Raw genomic sequence first — 16,202 nt, forward strand, 5'->3', positions numbered from 1 at the left:
TTGCACCAGCAGGGTCTCGTCATCATTCAGATTGGTCAGGCTTTCGACGATCTTGTCGTAGCACTCCCAGTTACGCGCGGCGCGACCGATGCCACCGTAGACCACCAGTTCTTTCGGGTTCTCGGCCACTTCCGGGTCGAGGTTGTTCATCAACATGCGCAGCGGCGCTTCGGTCAGCCAGCTCTTGGCGGTCAGCTTGTTGCCGCGGGCAGCGCGGATTTCGACGTCACGGAATTTAGTAGTTTTTGCGTCAGTCACGAAAAAAGACTCCTCAGCGATCAATTCAAACCAACCCTGGCGATGGGCAAGCGGCTTGTGCGCTTCAATGCGCGACAAGCGAATCAGGGACGCTGCGGAGAATCTCTAACGACTCATACGCATACGTCTTTACTTGTACATACAAGCATATGCAATCGGGCGGCCAACTTGTTGGAGGGCTGTTCAACAAAAATGCAGGGCATAGCTGGAGGACGCCTGAATCAAGGGTTGTGGCGTGTATGATTTTTTTCGCGGGGTTGGTTAGAAGACGCGGAAGGCTGTTTCAGTAACGTGGTTTTGCGCCACGCTGGGGCGTTCGGTAACAAGTTGGTGCGCATTCGGGAACGTCGGGATGAAAAAAGCCGCCGCTTTTAACAGCCCTTACAGGCGCTGTCCAAAGCGGCGGCTTTTCAAGGTTCGGATCAGCGTGCAGTCAGTTCGATCACACAGCAGCCCGCGTTGACGGTGATTTCCACCAGACCGGTGTTACCGTCCAGTTGCAGGCAGTCATGTCGGCCAAGTTGCGTAGCACTGTCATCGACCTGCACTTGCAGCAACTCGCTGACACTGAAGACGAGAACGGTGCCGGCGGAGCTGAAAAACCGCTGCTCGCCATCCAGCCATTGCAAACGCGCGCTGTATCGCTGCGGCGCGTAGATCAGGTTGAAATCGCGGATCGCCCCGCCGAGCAAGGTGCAGGAGACCTGGCTTTCGCCGCTGAAGGCAAACGGGTCGAGGGGTAACAGCGGCCGAGTGTCGTCACCGTCGACACACAAGGTCATGCCGTCGCCCTGCAACACCGTGATCACCCGTTGATAACCGGAGAACGTCGAGAAGCCACCGGATTCGGCGATATCGGCAATCGACAGGCGCCAGCCGAAACCGTCGAGGCCGGCACCGGCGTCACGGGTGATTTCCTCGGTGCTGCCGCCGCCGTTTTTCCACGGCATGCGCGGGTAGCCTTCGGCGCGTAAAACCTTCAACTCTTTCATTTATGGAACCGACCTTCCAGACGATGACGGGAACCGGGGTGGATCAGGCGCGCCGCCGTCACCGGCTGACGGCCCGACCAGGTGCGGCGACGGATCAGCAGGCACGGCTCGCCTTTTTCGATCTGCAGCAATTTGCATTCGGACGGCTCGGCGAGGATCGCTTCGACCACATGTTCGCCTTCGGTCAGCGGCGCGACCTGGTTGAGATAGGCGTAAGGCGTCTGCAGGGTGAAGTCCTGCTTGAGGTATTCCGGAGCGACCAGCGCGTTGACGAAGCGGTCTTCAATTTGCACCGGAATATCGTTTTCGTAATGCACGATCAGCGAATGGAATACCTTCTGCCCTTCGCGCATGTCCAGGGCCAGGGCGCGCTCGGAACCGGCGGCCTCTTCTTCCAGGGTAATCACCTGGCAGGTGTGGCGATGGCCACGGGAGGCGATTTCATCGGCGATGTTGTGCACCTCGAACAGCGCGGACTGGCTCTTCGGTTCGGCGACGAACGTGCCGACACCTTGCATGCGCACCAGCAAACCGTCGGCGGTCATCTCGCGCAGCGCGCGGTTGATGGTCATGCGGCTGAAGCCCAATTGGCTGACCAGCTCGCTTTCCGACGGCACGCGGTAATGCGGCGGCCAGTTACCACTGTCTATCTGCTGGGTGATCATCTGTTTGACGCGGGCGTACAAGGGCGCCGGACTGTCGCCCATGTTCGCGGCCAACGGAGAAACTGGAGGCGGAGTCGGCACGATGGATCCCTGTTCATTGGATAAGGTTGCTAGCTTGCCGGAGTTTACCGGGCAGGCAAACGTCTGTATATGTATATACAAATAACACACGATGGGGTGCTGAACCATGTCCGCCTTCTTTGCCGAACGCGCGCTGCTGCCTAACGGATGGGCCAACAATGTACGTCTCGAGGTCAGCGCCGATGGCGTGTTGACCCGAATCCAGGCCGATTCCACTGCAGATGGCGCCGAACGGCTGAGCGGTCCGCTGCTGCCGGGCATGCCGAATCTGCACTCCCACGCGTTCCAGCGAGCGATGGCCGGGTTGGCAGAAGTGGCCGGCAATCCCAATGACAGTTTCTGGACCTGGCGCGATCTGATGTACCGGCTCGTCGGAAAAATCAGCCCGGACCAGCTCGGCGTGATCGCCCGTCAGCTGTACATCGAAATGCTCAAGGTCGGTTACACCTCGGTCGCCGAATTCCATTACGTCCATCACGATCACAACGGGCAGCCGTACGCCGATCCGGCCGAGCTGGCGTTGCGCATCAGCCAGGCCGCCAGCTCCGCCGGCATCGGTTTGACGCTGTTGCCGGTGCTCTACAGCCACAGCGGTTTCGGTGGCCAGACGCCGAACGAGGGCCAGCGCCGCTTCATCAACAGCACCGAAAACTACCTGAAACTGCAATCACGCCTGCAACCGTTGCTGGCGCAGCAGAAGGCTCAGTCGCTGGGATTGTGTTTCCACTCGTTGCGCGCGGTTACCCCGCAGCAGATCAGCGAAGTGCTGGCGGCCAGCGACAAGCAATGCCCGGTGCATATCCACATCGCCGAACAGCAGAAGGAAGTCGACGACTGTCTGAGCTGGAGCGGTCGCCGTCCGCTGCAGTGGCTGTATGAAAACACCGAAGTCGATCAGCGCTGGTGTCTGGTGCACGCGACCCACGTCAATCCGGAAGAAGTCACGCTGATGGCCAAGAGTCGCGCCATTGCCGGCCTGTGCCTGACCACCGAGGCCAACCTCGGCGACGGGATTTTCCCGGCGGTGGATTTCCTCGCTCAGGGCGGACGCATGGGCATCGGTTCCGACAGCCATGTGTCGTTGAGTGTGGTGGAAGAACTGCGTTGGCTGGAATACGGCCAGCGTCTGCGCGATCAGCGACGCAATCGCTTGTATGGCGCGGATCAACCGATGGTTGGTCGCACGTTGTATGACGCCGCACTGGACGGTGGCGCTCAGGCGCTGGGCCAGCCGATCGGCGCGCTGGAAGTCGGCAAACGCGCCGACTGGATTGTGCTCGATGGCAGCGATCCGTACCTGGCCACGGCCAGCGGTGACGGGATCCTCAACCGCTGGCTGTTTGCCGGTGGCGACCGTCAGGTGCGTGACGTGCTGGTCAACGGTCAGTGGGTCGTACGTGACGGGCACCATGCCGGGGAAGAGGACAGCAATCGCGCCTTCACCCAAGTCCTGCGAGAGCTTTTGGGTTGACACAAAAAAACCTGTGGAGGGCTACCTCCACAGGTTTTTTGTTGCGCGTCAGTTGGACGTCTTGGCCATCTGCTGATCCGACGACCGCCAGATCAACCGCGTGGTGTCGTAACCCTGCTGACGCGCCTTGCTCAACAGCTCCTCGCGCACCACACCGTTGACAGTCGGGGTGCGGGACAGCAACCACAGGTAACGTCGGCTCGGGTCACCAACAATGGCGGTCTTGTAGTCGTCACTGACGTACAGCACCCAGTATTGGCCCTTGGCCGAACCCGGAATCAGCCGCGAGAACCAGGTGTCGAACTCGACCCACAATTTGTCGGTTTTACCCGGCACCTGTGGATAAGCCGTGCCCTTGACCTCTTCCCATTGCCAGTCCTTGGTCAGGCAACGGTTGAACACGCCCAGGTTGCCGTCCGATTCGAGCGTGTAACGAGCTTCGGATTGTGCGCAGTTGCGCTGGAAATACATCGGCAGTCGTGCCAGTTCGTACCAGGTGCCCTGGTAACGCTTGAGGTTGACGCTGTGGACTGTCTTGGGCGCCAGCGGATCTTCACCGGTCGTGGCGCAGCCGGCCAATACCAGGCCGGCAAAAAGGACAAGCAATAACCGCTTCATTGTTTTTCTCCCGTGGGCGCGTAGCCCCGGTTTACTTCAGGCCTTGGCCGGAAAACATCAACACTTTGTCACCGGCGTACTGCACGCTGATAAAGCTGTTCTTGTCGCCCCAGGTGCAACTGGACATGCCGAGCGCGCCCGAGCAATCGGTAGGCTTGCCGAGCAGCGTCTCCACTTCGGCCTTGGCCATGCCGGCCGAGAGCTTGGAGTAGTTTTCCTGATTGACCTTGCTGCATGCGGCCAACAGCACGCAAAACGACAGAAGGGCGATAGATCGCAGCGACATGGTGTAACTCCTGGAACGGAAGGGGGATGGCCTGGCGCCAACCAGAAGCTTAGAAGAGAAAACCCCTGTCTGGTTCCCTGGGGGACTGGCTATTTGTTCGCCCGCTCGTCCGGCATTCATCGGTAAATCAGACACTTTGTAAGGCTATTGAGCATTTCGTCGCCTTTAAAAAAAGCGTCCTCATCTTTGTCACGCGGCGGTCGAAATAAGAGCAGCGCAAAGCCCGAGAGTGTGGCAAATTGCCGCCCTTTCTTGACCAGCCCCTTCGCGGTAGCTCACTTAATGACCAGAAACATGAAATTCAGCCACAAGATCTTGTTGGCTGCTGCCCTCGTGGTGGCCGTAGCGTTCGCCTGTTTCATTTTGTTCAACGACTATCGACAACGCGAAGCCCTGCAAACCAGTACCGAAGCGTCCATGCAGGAACTGGGCAGCCTGACCACCAGCAACATCCAGACCTGGCTGGAAAGCCGCATCCAGTTGCTGCAATCGATGTCGCAGCAGGTTGTCGCCGACGGCAACGCCCCGGCCAGTCTTAAGCGCATCATCGACCTGCCCGCCTACACCGGCAATTTCCAGCTCAGCTACTTCGGCGGCGCCGACGGTGTGATGTTCTCGATCCCGGCCGGCAACCGCGCACCGGACTACGACCCGCGCGCCCGTGGCTGGTACAAAGCCGCGAACAGCGCCCAGCAGACCATCGTCACCGAACCGTACATCGCCGCCTCGTCAGGCAAACTGGTGATTACCGTTGCCACTCCGGTACAGCGCCAGGGCCAGATGATTGGTGTGGCCGGTGCCGACATTGATCTGTCGAGTGTCAGCGCGATCATCAACTCGCTGAACTTCGGTGGCCACGGCCACGCGTTCATCGTCAGTGCAGACGGCAAGATCCTGATCCACCCGGACAGCAAACTGGTGCTCAAGACCCTGGCCGAGGCCTATCCCAACGGTGCACCAAAAGTCAGCCCGGGCCTGAAGGAAGTCGAGTTCGACGGCAAGACCCAACTGATCTCCTTCACCCGCGTCAACGGCGTGCCATCGGCCGACTGGTACGTGGGTCTGGTGCTGGACAAGGACACCGCGTTCTCGATGCTCAGCGAGTTCCGCACATCGGCGCTGATCGCCATGGTCATCGCCGTGGTGATCATCATCGCCCTGCTCGGCATGCTGATCCGCGTGCTGATGCAACCGCTGCTGACCATGGGCCGCGCCATGCATGACATCGCCGAAGGCGAAGGCGACCTGACCAAACGCCTGACCATCCACGGCCACGACGAGTTCGGTGCGCTGGGGTTGTCGTTCAACCGTTTCGTCGAGCGTATCCACACCTCGATCCGCGAAGTGTCCTCGGCCACCGGGCAGGTCAACGAAGTCGCCCTGCGCGTGGTCGCGGCGTCCAACTCGTCGATGTTCAATTCCGACCAACAGGCCTCGCGCACCAACAGCGTGGCCGCTGCAATCAATCAGCTCGGCGCCGCCGCCCAGGAAATCGCCCAGAACGCCGCCCTCGCCTCGCAACACTCCAGCGACGCACGCAGCCTGGCCGAAGACGGCCAGCAGGTTGTGGATAAAACCATCCACGCGATGCAGCAACTGTCGGCGAAGATCAGCGACTCCTGCGGCAACATCGAAACCTTGAACAGCAACACCGTGAACATCGGGCAGATTCTGGAAGTGATCACCAGCATCTCCCAGCAGACCAACCTGCTGGCGCTCAACGCCGCCATCGAAGCGGCCCGTGCCGGTGAGGCTGGTCGTGGTTTCGCCGTGGTGGCCGACGAAGTGCGCAACCTGGCACACCGCACCCAGGATTCGGCGCAGCAAGTGCAGATAATGATTGAAGAGCTGCAAGTCGGCGCGCGTCAGGCCGTCGGCATCATGACCGAGAGCCAACGCGAGAGCGAAAGCAGCGTCGGCATTGCCAATCAGGCCGGCGAGCGTCTGGAAAGCGTGACCCAACGCATCGGCGAGATCGACGGCATGAACCAGTCGGTGGCGACCGCGACCGAAGAGCAGACAGCGGTGGTCGAGTCGATCAACGTGGATATCAACGAGATCAACACGCTGAACCAGGAAGGTGTGGAGAACCTGCAGGCGACGTTGCGCGCTTGTGCGGATCTTGAGCAGCAGGCGGCGCGGTTGAAGCAGTTGGTGGGTAGCTTCCGGATCTGAGGCGCGGTTACTGACCTCATCGCTGGCAAGTCGAGTCGTCGCACCGTAGCTCCCACAGGTAATGTGTGTTCACACAATTTGTGTCTCACATCAAACACTGTGGGAGCGGGCTTGCCCGCGATAGCGGTATACATGACGCAGAAGGCCGGAAATGTAATCCGCGATTCGCAAGGAGATTTGGCCAATGAACAAAAATCACAATTGCACGGATTCAGATCAAACTACTTTATTGGCAATCCTTGCATTGGGTGCCGACGAAATTGATCAAGAAAAGTACAGAGACGTTGAAGACTTGTTTCTTGAATTGGATAAAGTGGACGCGGACAAGCTAGAAACTTGACCCAGGCTGTTTGAGAAACTCCAATTCCTGCGCCGTAGACTCCCGCCCCAACACCGCATTGCGATGCGGAAACCGCCCAAACCGCGCAATCACCCGCTGGTGCCGCTCGGCATAATCCAGGTTGTCGGCAAACACCCCGCGCTCCGCCTCCGGCTGTTCGGTCACCAGTTCGATGAATCGCGAGACCGCTTCGTTCTGCACCGCGAGGTTTTCGCAGTGTTCGAAGACGAGGTAGATGAAGAGTCGCTGAATCGGTTTCAACTGCCGGTCGAAATCCGCCGCAATGCCTTCGGCGACCAGTTTCTGCGCCCGCAGATCGCCGGAAAAAGCCTTGGGTGTATCGCGAAAGATCATTCGCGGGAGTTGGTCGAGCAGCAGCACCAGCGCCAGCCAACCTTCGGGACGTTGCGTCCACTCGGTCAATCCGCCGGCGAGGGCCTGATCGACAAAGACCCCGAAACGCTCACGCGCTTCGAGGTCCTGACTGTCTTTCTTGCCGAACCACAACTTGCCCTGTTGCGCCGTCACTTCAGTCGCTGACTCGGCATGACCGAACCACCAATCGAGCAACGGCTGCCAAGGCACGGTCATGGTTTATTCCTTGTGGTAAGCCGTGGCGCGGGCGACTTCTTCTTTCGAGCCGAGGAACACCGCTACGCGCTGGTGCAGGCCTTCAGGCTGGATGTCGAGGATGCGCTGGTGACCGTCGGTGGAAGCGCCGCCCGCCTGTTCCACCAGGAACGACATCGGGTTGGCTTCGTACATCAGGCGCAGTTTGCCTGGCTTGGACGGCTCGCGGCTGTCGCGCGGGTACATGAACAGACCGCCACGGGTCAGGATGCGGTGCACGTCGGCAACCATCGCCGCGACCCAACGCATGTTGTAGTTCTTTTTCAGCGGGCCTTCTTCACCGGCCAGCAGTTCCGAAACGTAGCGCTGTACCGGAGCTTCCCAGTGACGCTGGTTGGACATGTTGATGGCGAATTCCTGGGTACTTTCAGGAATGGTGATGTCTTCGTGAGTCAGGACGAAGCTGCCCATTTCGCGGTCCAGGGTGAAACCCTTCACGCCGTTGCCCAGGGTCAGGATCAGCATGGTCTGCGGACCGTAGATCGCGTAACCGGCCGCAACCTGCTGGGTGCCTGGCTGCAGGAAGGCCTTTTCGTTCAGGGCTTCGTTCTGGCTCAGGTATTCGTTCGGGCAACGCAGTACCGAGAAGATGGTGCCGACCGGCGCGTTGATGTCGATGTTCGACGAACCGTCCAGCGGGTCGAATACCAGCAGGTAGGCGCCTTTCGGGTATTTGCCCGGGATCTGGTAGGCGTTGTCCATTTCTTCGGACGCCATGCCGGCCAGGTGACCGCCCCACTCGTTGGCTTCGAGCAGGATTTCGTTCGACAGCACGTCGAGCTTCTTCTGCACTTCGCCTTGCACGTTCTCAGTGCCCATGCTGCCCAGAACACCGCCCAGGGCGCCTTTGGACACGGCGTGGCTGATCTCTTTGCAGGCACGCGCCACCACTTCGATCAGGAAGCGCAGATCGGCAGGAGTGTTGTTGCTGCGGGTCTGCTCAATCAAATAGCGACTCAGGGTAACGCGGGACATGGACGGCTCCGGTGGAATGGGGGGGGCTGAAAACCCGCGCAGTTTACAGGGAGTCTTAAACCGTAGCGAGCAATGACGCCCGCTAACGTGCGTCGGGTGCAATTCCTGCTATCAGACGTGATCGAACCGGGAGAGTTCAGACACGGGATTCAGCGTAGTTGGAAACCCGACGGGTGTGGAGGCCACACCCGTCATAACTCAGGACTTGGCCGGCGGCTTGCGCAGCAGACTGAAGGCCATCGCGGCCAGAAACAGCACACTCAACAGTAATACCGCCCACAATCCGATTTTCTTCCAGTTGGTCTCGGCGACAGCTGCTGTCGTCGCCGTCGTTGTCTGCGTCGCGACTGCATCGCCCTGCACCGTGGCCTTGCCCAGCGTGGCCAGCTTCTCCGGTTTGAAGTCGGGGATCAGCGTGCTCAGCGGCAGGTTCGCCGTTCTCACCGTCGGATTGCCCAGCGCCAGGCTGTAAGGCCCGTCACCGCGAGCAAGGAAGATCACCTGTGTGGCGCGCACCGCGTACTTGATGCTCGGCGCCTGCTCGCCGAGGCCGCCGCCGCGTTCGTCGACCGTCAGCTTCAACTGCTGGACGGCCTGGCCGTAAAGCTGCAATTCGTTCTGCACCACGTCCTGGCCATTCTGGGTCAGGCGATAGAGCAAGCCGCTGCTCAACGGTTGCCACGGCAGACTGGTTTCGCGGCGCCCCGAGAGCGTCACCGGCGCCAGGCTATTGGGTTGTTTCAACTCAACCTGGACCCGTTCGACATTCAGCCCCATCGGCAACTGCCAGGTGTATTCCCCGGCCTTGGTGCTGCTGCCGGCCAGCGCTGGCGACCAGACCAGCGGCAACGGCAGGTTTTGCGGGTCGCTGCTTTTCAATTGCGCCGAGGTCAGCGTTGGTGCTGCATTGGGCGAATCCCACAACAGCCGCAGATAGCGCGCCGATTGCCCCGGCAGCGCGACTTCATGCTGTTCGATGCGCTCATCGGAAAAAGTCAGGCGCGCGACCTGGCCTTCACCCCATGGTTGCCAGTGCTGCAGGTCGTCGCTGGCCTCGATGCTGAAACGCTGGAAGCCGTCGCGCTCGCTGGTCCAGTCGAGGATCAGTTGCTGCAACGGTGCCTTGATTGCACTGGCATCCAGCAGCCAGCCGCGCAGCACTTCCTCGCCCGCTTCCAGCTGGCTGGAGGGCTGCACTTCCACCAGCGTGCCGGTGGTCGTGGACTGCACCCGCACGCCCGGCGCGCGTTCGGTGGCATCCGCCGAGTTATACAGCGGAAACCACTTCACCGTGTTCATGTGGCCGTCATCGCGGGTCTGCGCCGATTCCCGGGCCAGCGCATAGGCCTGCGGTTCACCGGCGGCGTTGAACACCCGCAGGTCACTGAGGTCGGTCTGGCGCGCCTGCAACTGCACGCTCAGCGGCAGTTCGAGGCGATACCACGGGCCTGCGCCACCGACCGACAACGGCACCAGTGCGGCGAAGTCCGCCGGTTTTTCCTGAGCGCCGGCCGTCATGGCCACGCCCAGCAACAGCCACCCGAGATTAAGCATGCGACTCAAGACGACACTCCTTCGGTTTCCGGGGCCGGTTTGTCCGCCTCCGGTGCAGCTTCGACGCGTTTGGGCGGCAGCGGCGCGAAGTAACCCACCACCAGCAGCAACACACCGACGCCGATAAACGAGACGATCCGCGCCAGCCCGCCACGGTTGCTCAGTTCGACAAAAATCAGTTTCGCCACCACCAGCGCAATCAGCGCCGCACCGATCAGCCACACTTCGCGGCGATGGCGCAGGTGCCCGCCGATCATCAATCCGAGCGCCATCAGCGTCCAGACGATGGACAGCCCGGCCTGCACCAGCATTGATTCGAGCAACAGGTCGAGCTCGAACGGGATCCCCGCCCAATGGTGTGCGGCGCGGGTCACCAACGCAGTGCAGAAGGCGAACAGAGAAACACCGGCGATCAGTTGCGAAGCGTGAGCGGCGTAATCCTTGCGGATCGACAGCTCGGCTACCGCACTGCGCGACCAGACATAGACACTGAACAACGCGATCAACAGACCCAGCTCCAACGGGTTGATCAGCGGAACGTAAGGCAGCGGTTCGGCGTTGCCGTCGCTCACCCCGTTCGCCAGCCAGAACCAGACGAGCATCAGCACCGCCAGCGGCGCTGCCGCGAACAAGCGGTACTCGCGAGGGAACGCCGCCACCGGCCACGGCCATTGACGCGGTGCGGCCATCAGCAACAGATACACACTCGGCAGAATCGCCCAGCCCAGCCAGCGCCAGGCGTTGTACTGCTCGGACAACAGCAGCAGGCCGTAGCGCAGCTCCAGCGCCAGCACGCCGATCAGCAGCCAGCAGCCGAGCACATGGGCCGTGTTCAAGGCTCGCGCCGGCAACATCGGCGCCAGACGCCGCAGGCTGAAGAAATGCACCGCGAACACTGCCGCCCACGCCAGCCAGCCGAAATTGGCCGCCGGGTGATAACGCGAGTGCCACGCGGCGAGCAACACCAGCCCGGCCGCCGGAATCAGCAAGGTGCAGAGTAGACCGAGCGACGGCCATTTCAGGCGCAATGCCAACACCGTCCACAACGCGACGCTCAGCGCGGCAACCACCAGCAACAGCGTTGCCTGCAGATTCAGTGGCGCAAAACGCAGCACTTCACTGACCCACGCCAGCGCCCACCAACCGGCGCCCCACACCAGCAACACTTCGGACAACCGCTGCAAACTCAGCACATCGAACGCCGAAGCGTGATTGCCCAGTTGCAGGCGCCACGCCCCGATCATCGCCGCCAGCCCCAGCACCAGCGGCGTCCAGAATCCGCCATGGGCCAGTGGTCGCAGACCTTCGCTGGACAGCGGCCCGAGCAACTCCGGACCGGCCAGCAAAAACGCCGCGCCGCCGATCAATTGCAACAACAGACCGAAGACAAAACTCACGCGCTGCTTGAGATACAGACTGAGCCAGATGATCAGCAACCCACTCGCCGCCCACACGGCGCTCGCGGTTTGCCACGGCAGGACGAACAACACCGCCAGGTTGATCAACACCAACCCCGCCAACAGCACTACCGACAAACCGCGCAACAGCCGCACATCGTTGCGCACCATCTCGTCGCGCGCCGCCAACAGCATGCCGGCGATCAACGCCAGACCAATCAGCGAGGCGCTGAGCAAACCGCTCCAACCGGCGCTGAACACGGCCGCCGAATCCTCGCCTGCTCCTTGCAGGCGCAACAGGAACAACGCCCCGCCCAGCAGTTGTACGGCAAATGCGCAGAACAGGAACGTGCGCGATTGCAGGCGCAAGCCAACGAACAAGGTCACCAGACCCGCCAATGCCCAACTGATGGCCGTGGCCTGGACGAAGAAAAACAACGGTGCCAGCAGATAGAGAAAAGTCAGACCAAGACTCGCCAATACCGGCAAGCCCTGACGCTCCCACGGTGAAACCTGCTCCGGCAACGCCTTGCGCAATTGATAGAAACTGAACAGCAACGCAATGCCCAGCATCAACGCGCCCAGCGGCGCACCGTCGAGCAGGCTGCTTTCGCCGACACGCAACTGGCTGAGAAACGCCAGCGCCGAGCCCAGTTGCAGCAGCAACGCAAAAGCCCGGGCGAACGGCCGGTGCTGACGCAGGCCAAGCCAGAAAATCCCTGCGCCCTCCACCGCCCAGGCAGCAGATGTCCAGCGCGCATCCAGCCCCAATGGAATCGCCAGACTGGCGAAAATCACGCCGAGCGCCAGACAGGTTTCGCCCAGCAACAACGCGCGGCCGCCCATCAGCACCCGAGCGAGCGTCATGTAAATCATGCCAAGCGCCAATGCGCTGAACGCAGCGGCGAATTCCAGATGCTGCACCAACGCAAATTGCAGACCGAAACCCACCAGCGGCGGACCGAACAACATGGTGCCGTCGACGTAGTCACCCTTGCGCGCCGACCAATTCAGCAGCGCCTCGCGATCGCCATCCGCCGGGGCGTCCGGCATGTCCAGCAACTTGCGTCGGGCGAACAGCAGGCCGATGGCCAGGTACATCAGGAAGAACAGAATCAGGAACGGCTCGGTACTCCACAGCAGTTCCGGCGTATACGAACGCACACCCCAGGCGAATCCGATGCCGAAGGTGCCGGCGAAGCCGATCAGGTTGAGCAGACGCCAGGCCTTGAACCACGCAATGGCCAGGATGCCTGCGTTAAGCAACGCGAAATAACTGAACAGCGTGACATGGTTGCCAGCGCCGGTGGAGGTCAGGATCGGCGCGGCGAAACCGCCCAACGCGGCAACGCAAGCCAGAGCGAGAGAATCCTGAGTAATAGCCAGAATGGCCGAGAACACCGTCACCGCCACCAGCAATCCCAGCGCAGCGGACGGATCGAGCAGCGGGTGCAGACGCATCGCCGCAAATACCGTCAGGTACAACACTGCGATCCCGGTGCCTTGCAGCATCAAGGCGTAACTGCTGTTGCGATGGCGCAACCACCAGCCCAGCGCCAGCAACCCCAGTGCTGCTGCCGCGACTCCGGCATAACGCATTTCGATCGGCACCACCATGCCTTCGGTGGCGTAACGCAGCAGGAAGGCCAGACCAAAGAACAACAGCACCACGCCCACCCGCAGCACGGTGTTGCCCCCGAACAACCAGTTGCGCGCAGCACTGATGCCGCGCTCGATGAGGTTCGGGCCACGGGGTTCGGCAGGTTGCTGCGGTTCGGGAGTGTCCGGGGTTACGGCGTCGAGACGCCAGACATCGGCCGGTAGCGGCTGACTGGCTTCACTGGCGACGGCGGAGAGAGGTTCGAGTTCGGGCGGCAACTCCCAGACCAGTTCAGGGGTCGCAGCTTCTTCGGCGACCTCGGCGGGCTCGACCAACGGCTCGGGGACCGGCTCTACACTTGGTGCCGGCACTGCGTGAGAAGGCGATCCCTCCAGCAGATACAGACGCTGCGCGACGCCTTGCAACGCCACCTTCGCCTGTTCAAGTTGCTGCTGTTGCTCCGCCACCTGCGAGCCGAGCCGCATGATGCGGATCGTCTGCCCGATCGCCAGGCCCAGCAACGCGCCCAATAGCGCAGAACTGAACGATTCGTCGAGCAGCCAACCGAGCAGCAGCCCGATCAACATGAACATCCATTGCATGGTCGATATCCCTGAGCAGCCCCGGAACGGGGCGAAACCAGGGCTCAGTATATCGGCCCGGCCCAACAAGCGTGGGGCCGGGCGCACATTTGTCGCTAAAAGTTACTCCAGTGCCTTCCAGATATCCGTGGCGTACTCACGAATCGTGCGGTCCGACGAGAACCAGCCCATCCGCGCGGTGTTCAGCACCGCCGAACGCCACCAGTTGTTGGAATCGTGCCAGAGCGCGTCGACACGCATCTGCGCTTCCCAGTAAGAATCGAAGTCGGCGCAGACCAGGAAGCGGTCGTAGTCCACCAGCGAATCGATCAACCCGGTATAGCGCGAGGTGTCGTCCGGCGAGAAAACGCCGCTGCGGATCGCCTGCAACACGTCATTGAGGCGATGGGACGCCGCAATGTCCGGCACGGCGCTGAACTCGTGGTTCTGCTTGCGCGCTTCGACCTGCTGGGCACTCAGGCCGAAGATGAACATGTGCTCGGCGCCGATGCGCTCGCACATTTCCACGTTGGCACCGTCAAGGGTACCGATGGTCAACGCGCCGTTGAGGCCGAACTTCATGTTGCTGGTGCCCGAGGCTTCGAAACCGGCAGTGGAAATCTGCTCCGACAAATCCGCCGCCGGGATGATGCTCTCGGCCAGGCTGACGTTGTAGTTGGGCAGGAACACCACCTTGAGCAGACCGCGCACGGTCGGGTCGTTGTTCACCACCCGGGCGACATCATTGGTCAGTTTGATGATCAGCTTGGCCTGGTGATAACTGGCCGCCGCTTTGCCGGCGAAGATCTTGACCCTCGGCACCCAATCGATTTCAGGCTCGGCCCGAATCGCCTGATACAACGCCACGGTGTGCATCAGGTTGAGCAACTGACGTTTGTATTCGTGAATCCTTTTGACCTGCACATCGAACATCGCCGCCGGGTTGACCGCGATCCCCAGTCGTTCGTGAATCAGGTAAGCCAATGCTTTCTTGCTGTGCAGTCGCTGTTCGGCGAAGGCCTTGCGGAACGCTGCTTTCTCGGCGAACGGCTCAAGGTCCAGCAGACGCTCTTCGGGGTTGTCCAGCACATCCGGGCCGAGGGCATCCACCAGCATCGAGGTCAGTTCGGCGTTGGCCTGAAACAGCCAGCGGCGGAAGGTGATGCCGTTGGTCTTGTTGTTGATCCGCTCCGGATAGAGCTTGTGCAGTTCGGCGAACACGGTCTTGCGCATCAACTGCGTGTGCAGCCCGGACACGCCGTTGACGCTGTGGGAGCCGAGGAACGCAAGATTGCCCATGCGTACCCGGCGACAGTTGTCCTCTTCGATCAGCGACACCGCGCGCAGCACGTCGAAATCGTGAATGCCCTTGGCCCGCAGCGAATCGATGTGCTGGGCGTTGATCAGGTAAATGATCTGCATGTGCCGCGGCAGCATCCGTTCCATCAACCCCACCGGCCAGGTTTCCAGTGCTTCAGGCAACAGCGTGTGGTTGGTGTACGACAGCGTGTCGACGGTGACTTGCCACGCCGCGTCCCACGCCACGTCGTAGACGTCCACCAGTTGGCGCATCAGTTCGGCGACGGCAATCGAGGGGTGCGTGTCGTTGAGCTGGATCGCCGCGTGATCGCCCAGAGTCAGCACCGAGGTGTGCATGTTGCGATGACGACGCAGCAGATCCTGAAGCGAGGCGGCGACGAAGAAGTATTCCTGACGCAGGCGCAGTTCCTGACCGGCCTCGGTGCTGTCCGCCGGGTAGAGCACGCGGGAAATACTTTCGGCCCGAGCCACTTCGGCCACAGCACCCAGGTGGTCACCGGCGTTGAAGCGCTCCAGGTGCAAGTCCTCCATCGCCCGGGCGCGCCACAGACGCAAGGTATTGACGCTTGCCCCGCGCCAGCCGACCACCGGAGTGTCATAGGCAATTGCCCGAACGGTTTCCGCCGGGTGCCAGACCTGTTTGCTCTTGCCGCTGACATCGGTGACGGTCTCGACGCTGCCGCCGAAGCCGATGGTGTAGACGACCTCCGGCCGCTCGAACTCCCACGGGTTGCCGAAATCCAGCCAGTGCTCGGTCTGCTCCTGCTGCCAGCCGTCGACGATGGCCTGGCGGAACAGCCCGTGCTCATAGCGAATGCCATAACCGTGACCGGCGATGCCGAGGGTCGACATGCTTTCCATGAAGCACGCCGCCAGCCGTCCGAGGCCACCGTTACCCAGTGCCGCGTCAGGTTCCAGCAGGCGGATGCGCTCCAGGTCCACGCCCAGTTCGGTCAGCGCCTCACGGGCAACGTCGAGCAGGCCGAGGTTGCTCAGGCTGTCGTAGAGCAAACGGCCGATAAGAAATTCCAGCGAGAGGTAATACACCCGCTTCTGACCTTTGCGGTAGATCTGCCGGGTGTGGTCCATCCAGTGCTCGACCATGTGATCGCGCGCCGCCAGCGCAATGGCTTCGAACCAGTCATGGTCGAAGGCGTGATCCGGGTCTTTGCCCACCGCGTAGGTGAGTTTGGTCAGGACGGCGTCGCGGAATGCGGCCACCTCTGCTTCGCGAACTAGTGGTTCTTGAGTCATCGATA

The 16,202-nt window shown here is 61.3% G+C and carries 12 protein-coding genes and 2 pseudogenes; 4 read left to right on the forward strand and 10 right to left on the reverse strand.

Annotation, left to right across the window (positions count from 1 at the left end; genetic code table 11):
• The 3 genes and pseudogenes from CAF87_RS23250 to hutC form a co-directional block, all read right to left on the reverse strand.
• Positions 1–258: pseudogene (locus CAF87_RS23250) on the reverse strand (urocanate hydratase); the annotation flags it as partial.
• A 422-nt stretch (positions 259–680) separates the two neighbouring features.
• On the reverse strand, positions 681–1,250 hold the full coding sequence (locus CAF87_RS23255) for a HutD family protein (RefSeq protein WP_085733264.1): 570 nt from the start codon (positions 1,248–1,250) through the stop codon (positions 681–683).
• Entirely contained in the window at positions 1,247–1,957 is a 711-nt protein-coding gene (hutC, locus tag CAF87_RS23260) for a histidine utilization repressor (RefSeq protein ID WP_162803449.1), read from the reverse strand. Before hutC ends, CAF87_RS23255 begins: the two co-directional genes overlap by 4 nt.
• Positions 1,958–2,102: 145 nt before the next feature.
• Here hutC and CAF87_RS23265 point away from each other — a divergent pair, with 145 nt between their 5' ends.
• A complete protein-coding gene (locus CAF87_RS23265) occupies positions 2,103–3,467 on the forward strand; it encodes a formimidoylglutamate deiminase (protein ID WP_085733265.1) in 1,365 nt (454 codons plus the stop codon).
• A 48-nt stretch (positions 3,468–3,515) separates the two neighbouring features.
• Here the strand turns inward: CAF87_RS23265 and CAF87_RS23270 are convergent, their stop codons facing one another.
• Both CAF87_RS23270 and CAF87_RS23275 read right to left on the reverse strand, forming a co-directional pair.
• Positions 3,516–4,085 carry a lipocalin family protein gene (locus CAF87_RS23270; protein ID WP_085733266.1) on the reverse strand — a complete coding sequence of 190 codons (570 nt, stop codon included), beginning with the start codon at positions 4,083–4,085 and terminating at the stop codon, positions 3,516–3,518.
• 31 nt (positions 4,086–4,116) lie between these two features.
• Positions 4,117–4,371 (reverse strand): hypothetical protein, encoded by a 255-nt coding sequence (locus CAF87_RS23275; RefSeq protein ID WP_007952486.1) that lies wholly within the window; start codon positions 4,369–4,371, stop codon positions 4,117–4,119.
• Between the two features lie 294 nt (positions 4,372–4,665).
• Between CAF87_RS23275 and CAF87_RS29760 the strand changes: the two are divergent.
• The 3 genes and pseudogenes from CAF87_RS29760 to CAF87_RS29345 form a co-directional block, all read left to right on the forward strand.
• A pseudogene (locus CAF87_RS29760) lies at positions 4,666–5,688 on the forward strand (cache domain-containing protein); the annotation flags it as partial.
• Positions 5,689–5,781: 93 nt separating this feature from the next.
• Positions 5,782–6,546, forward strand: a complete 765-nt coding sequence (locus CAF87_RS29765) for a methyl-accepting chemotaxis protein (protein ID WP_371850991.1) — start codon at positions 5,782–5,784, stop codon at positions 6,544–6,546.
• A 184-nt stretch (positions 6,547–6,730) separates the two neighbouring features.
• Positions 6,731–6,886 carry a hypothetical protein gene (locus tag CAF87_RS29345; protein WP_170929592.1) on the forward strand — a complete coding sequence of 52 codons (156 nt, stop codon included), beginning with the start codon at positions 6,731–6,733 and terminating at the stop codon, positions 6,884–6,886.
• Here CAF87_RS29345 and CAF87_RS23285 read toward each other — a convergent pair.
• The 5 genes from CAF87_RS23285 to CAF87_RS23305 all read right to left on the reverse strand — a co-directional run bounded on the left by CAF87_RS23285 (position 6,875) and on the right by CAF87_RS23305 (position 16,197).
• Positions 6,875–7,477 carry a DUF924 family protein gene (locus CAF87_RS23285; protein WP_085733268.1) on the reverse strand — a complete coding sequence of 201 codons (603 nt, stop codon included), beginning with the start codon at positions 7,475–7,477 and terminating at the stop codon, positions 6,875–6,877. The two genes, CAF87_RS29345 and CAF87_RS23285, sit on opposite strands and share 12 nt — an antisense overlap.
• A gap of 3 nt (positions 7,478–7,480) precedes the next feature.
• Positions 7,481–8,491 carry a class 1 fructose-bisphosphatase gene (locus CAF87_RS23290; protein ID WP_065261556.1) on the reverse strand — a complete coding sequence of 337 codons (1,011 nt, stop codon included), beginning with the start codon at positions 8,489–8,491 and terminating at the stop codon, positions 7,481–7,483.
• 198 nt (positions 8,492–8,689) lie between these two features.
• Positions 8,690–10,054, reverse strand: a complete 1,365-nt coding sequence (locus CAF87_RS23295; RefSeq protein ID WP_085733269.1) for a DUF3999 domain-containing protein — start codon at positions 10,052–10,054, stop codon at positions 8,690–8,692.
• Positions 10,051–13,644, reverse strand: a complete 3,594-nt coding sequence (locus CAF87_RS23300; RefSeq protein WP_085733270.1) for a DUF2339 domain-containing protein — start codon at positions 13,642–13,644, stop codon at positions 10,051–10,053. The genes CAF87_RS23295 and CAF87_RS23300 overlap by 4 nt, the downstream gene beginning before the upstream one ends.
• A gap of 102 nt (positions 13,645–13,746) precedes the next feature.
• Positions 13,747–16,197 (reverse strand): glycogen/starch/alpha-glucan phosphorylase, encoded by a 2,451-nt coding sequence (locus tag CAF87_RS23305; RefSeq protein ID WP_085733271.1) that lies wholly within the window; start codon positions 16,195–16,197, stop codon positions 13,747–13,749.
• Between the last annotated feature and the right edge of the window lie 5 nt (positions 16,198–16,202).

The organism is Pseudomonas sp. R38(2017) (genome assembly GCF_002112395.1).
Lineage (GTDB): Bacteria > Pseudomonadota > Gammaproteobacteria > Pseudomonadales > Pseudomonadaceae > Aquipseudomonas.

Excerpts from the sequence above, each read along its gene's own strand:
- CAF87_RS23300 (WP_085733270.1), bottom strand. The coding sequence starts at position 13,644 with ATGCAATGGATGTTCATGTTGATCGGGCTGCTGCTCGGTTGGCTGCTC.
- CAF87_RS23285 (WP_085733268.1), bottom strand. The coding sequence starts at position 7,477 with ATGACCGTGCCTTGGCAGCCGTTGCTCGATTGGTGGTTCGGTCATGCC.
- CAF87_RS23270 (WP_085733266.1), bottom strand. The coding sequence starts at position 4,085 with ATGAAGCGGTTATTGCTTGTCCTTTTTGCCGGCCTGGTATTGGCCGGC.
- hutC (WP_162803449.1), bottom strand. The coding sequence starts at position 1,957 with ATGGGCGACAGTCCGGCGCCCTTGTACGCCCGCGTCAAACAGATGATC.
- CAF87_RS23305 (WP_085733271.1), bottom strand. The coding sequence starts at position 16,197 with ATGACTCAAGAACCACTAGTTCGCGAAGCAGAGGTGGCCGCATTCCGC.
- CAF87_RS23275 (WP_007952486.1), bottom strand. The coding sequence starts at position 4,371 with ATGTCGCTGCGATCTATCGCCCTTCTGTCGTTTTGCGTGCTGTTGGCC.
- CAF87_RS23290 (WP_065261556.1), bottom strand. The coding sequence starts at position 8,491 with ATGTCCCGCGTTACCCTGAGTCGCTATTTGATTGAGCAGACCCGCAGC.
- CAF87_RS29345 (WP_170929592.1), top strand. The coding sequence starts at position 6,731 with ATGAACAAAAATCACAATTGCACGGATTCAGATCAAACTACTTTATTG.
- CAF87_RS29765 (WP_371850991.1), top strand. The coding sequence starts at position 5,782 with ATGTTCAATTCCGACCAACAGGCCTCGCGCACCAACAGCGTGGCCGCT.
- CAF87_RS23265 (WP_085733265.1), top strand. The coding sequence starts at position 2,103 with ATGTCCGCCTTCTTTGCCGAACGCGCGCTGCTGCCTAACGGATGGGCC.
- CAF87_RS23255 (WP_085733264.1), bottom strand. The coding sequence starts at position 1,250 with ATGAAAGAGTTGAAGGTTTTACGCGCCGAAGGCTACCCGCGCATGCCG.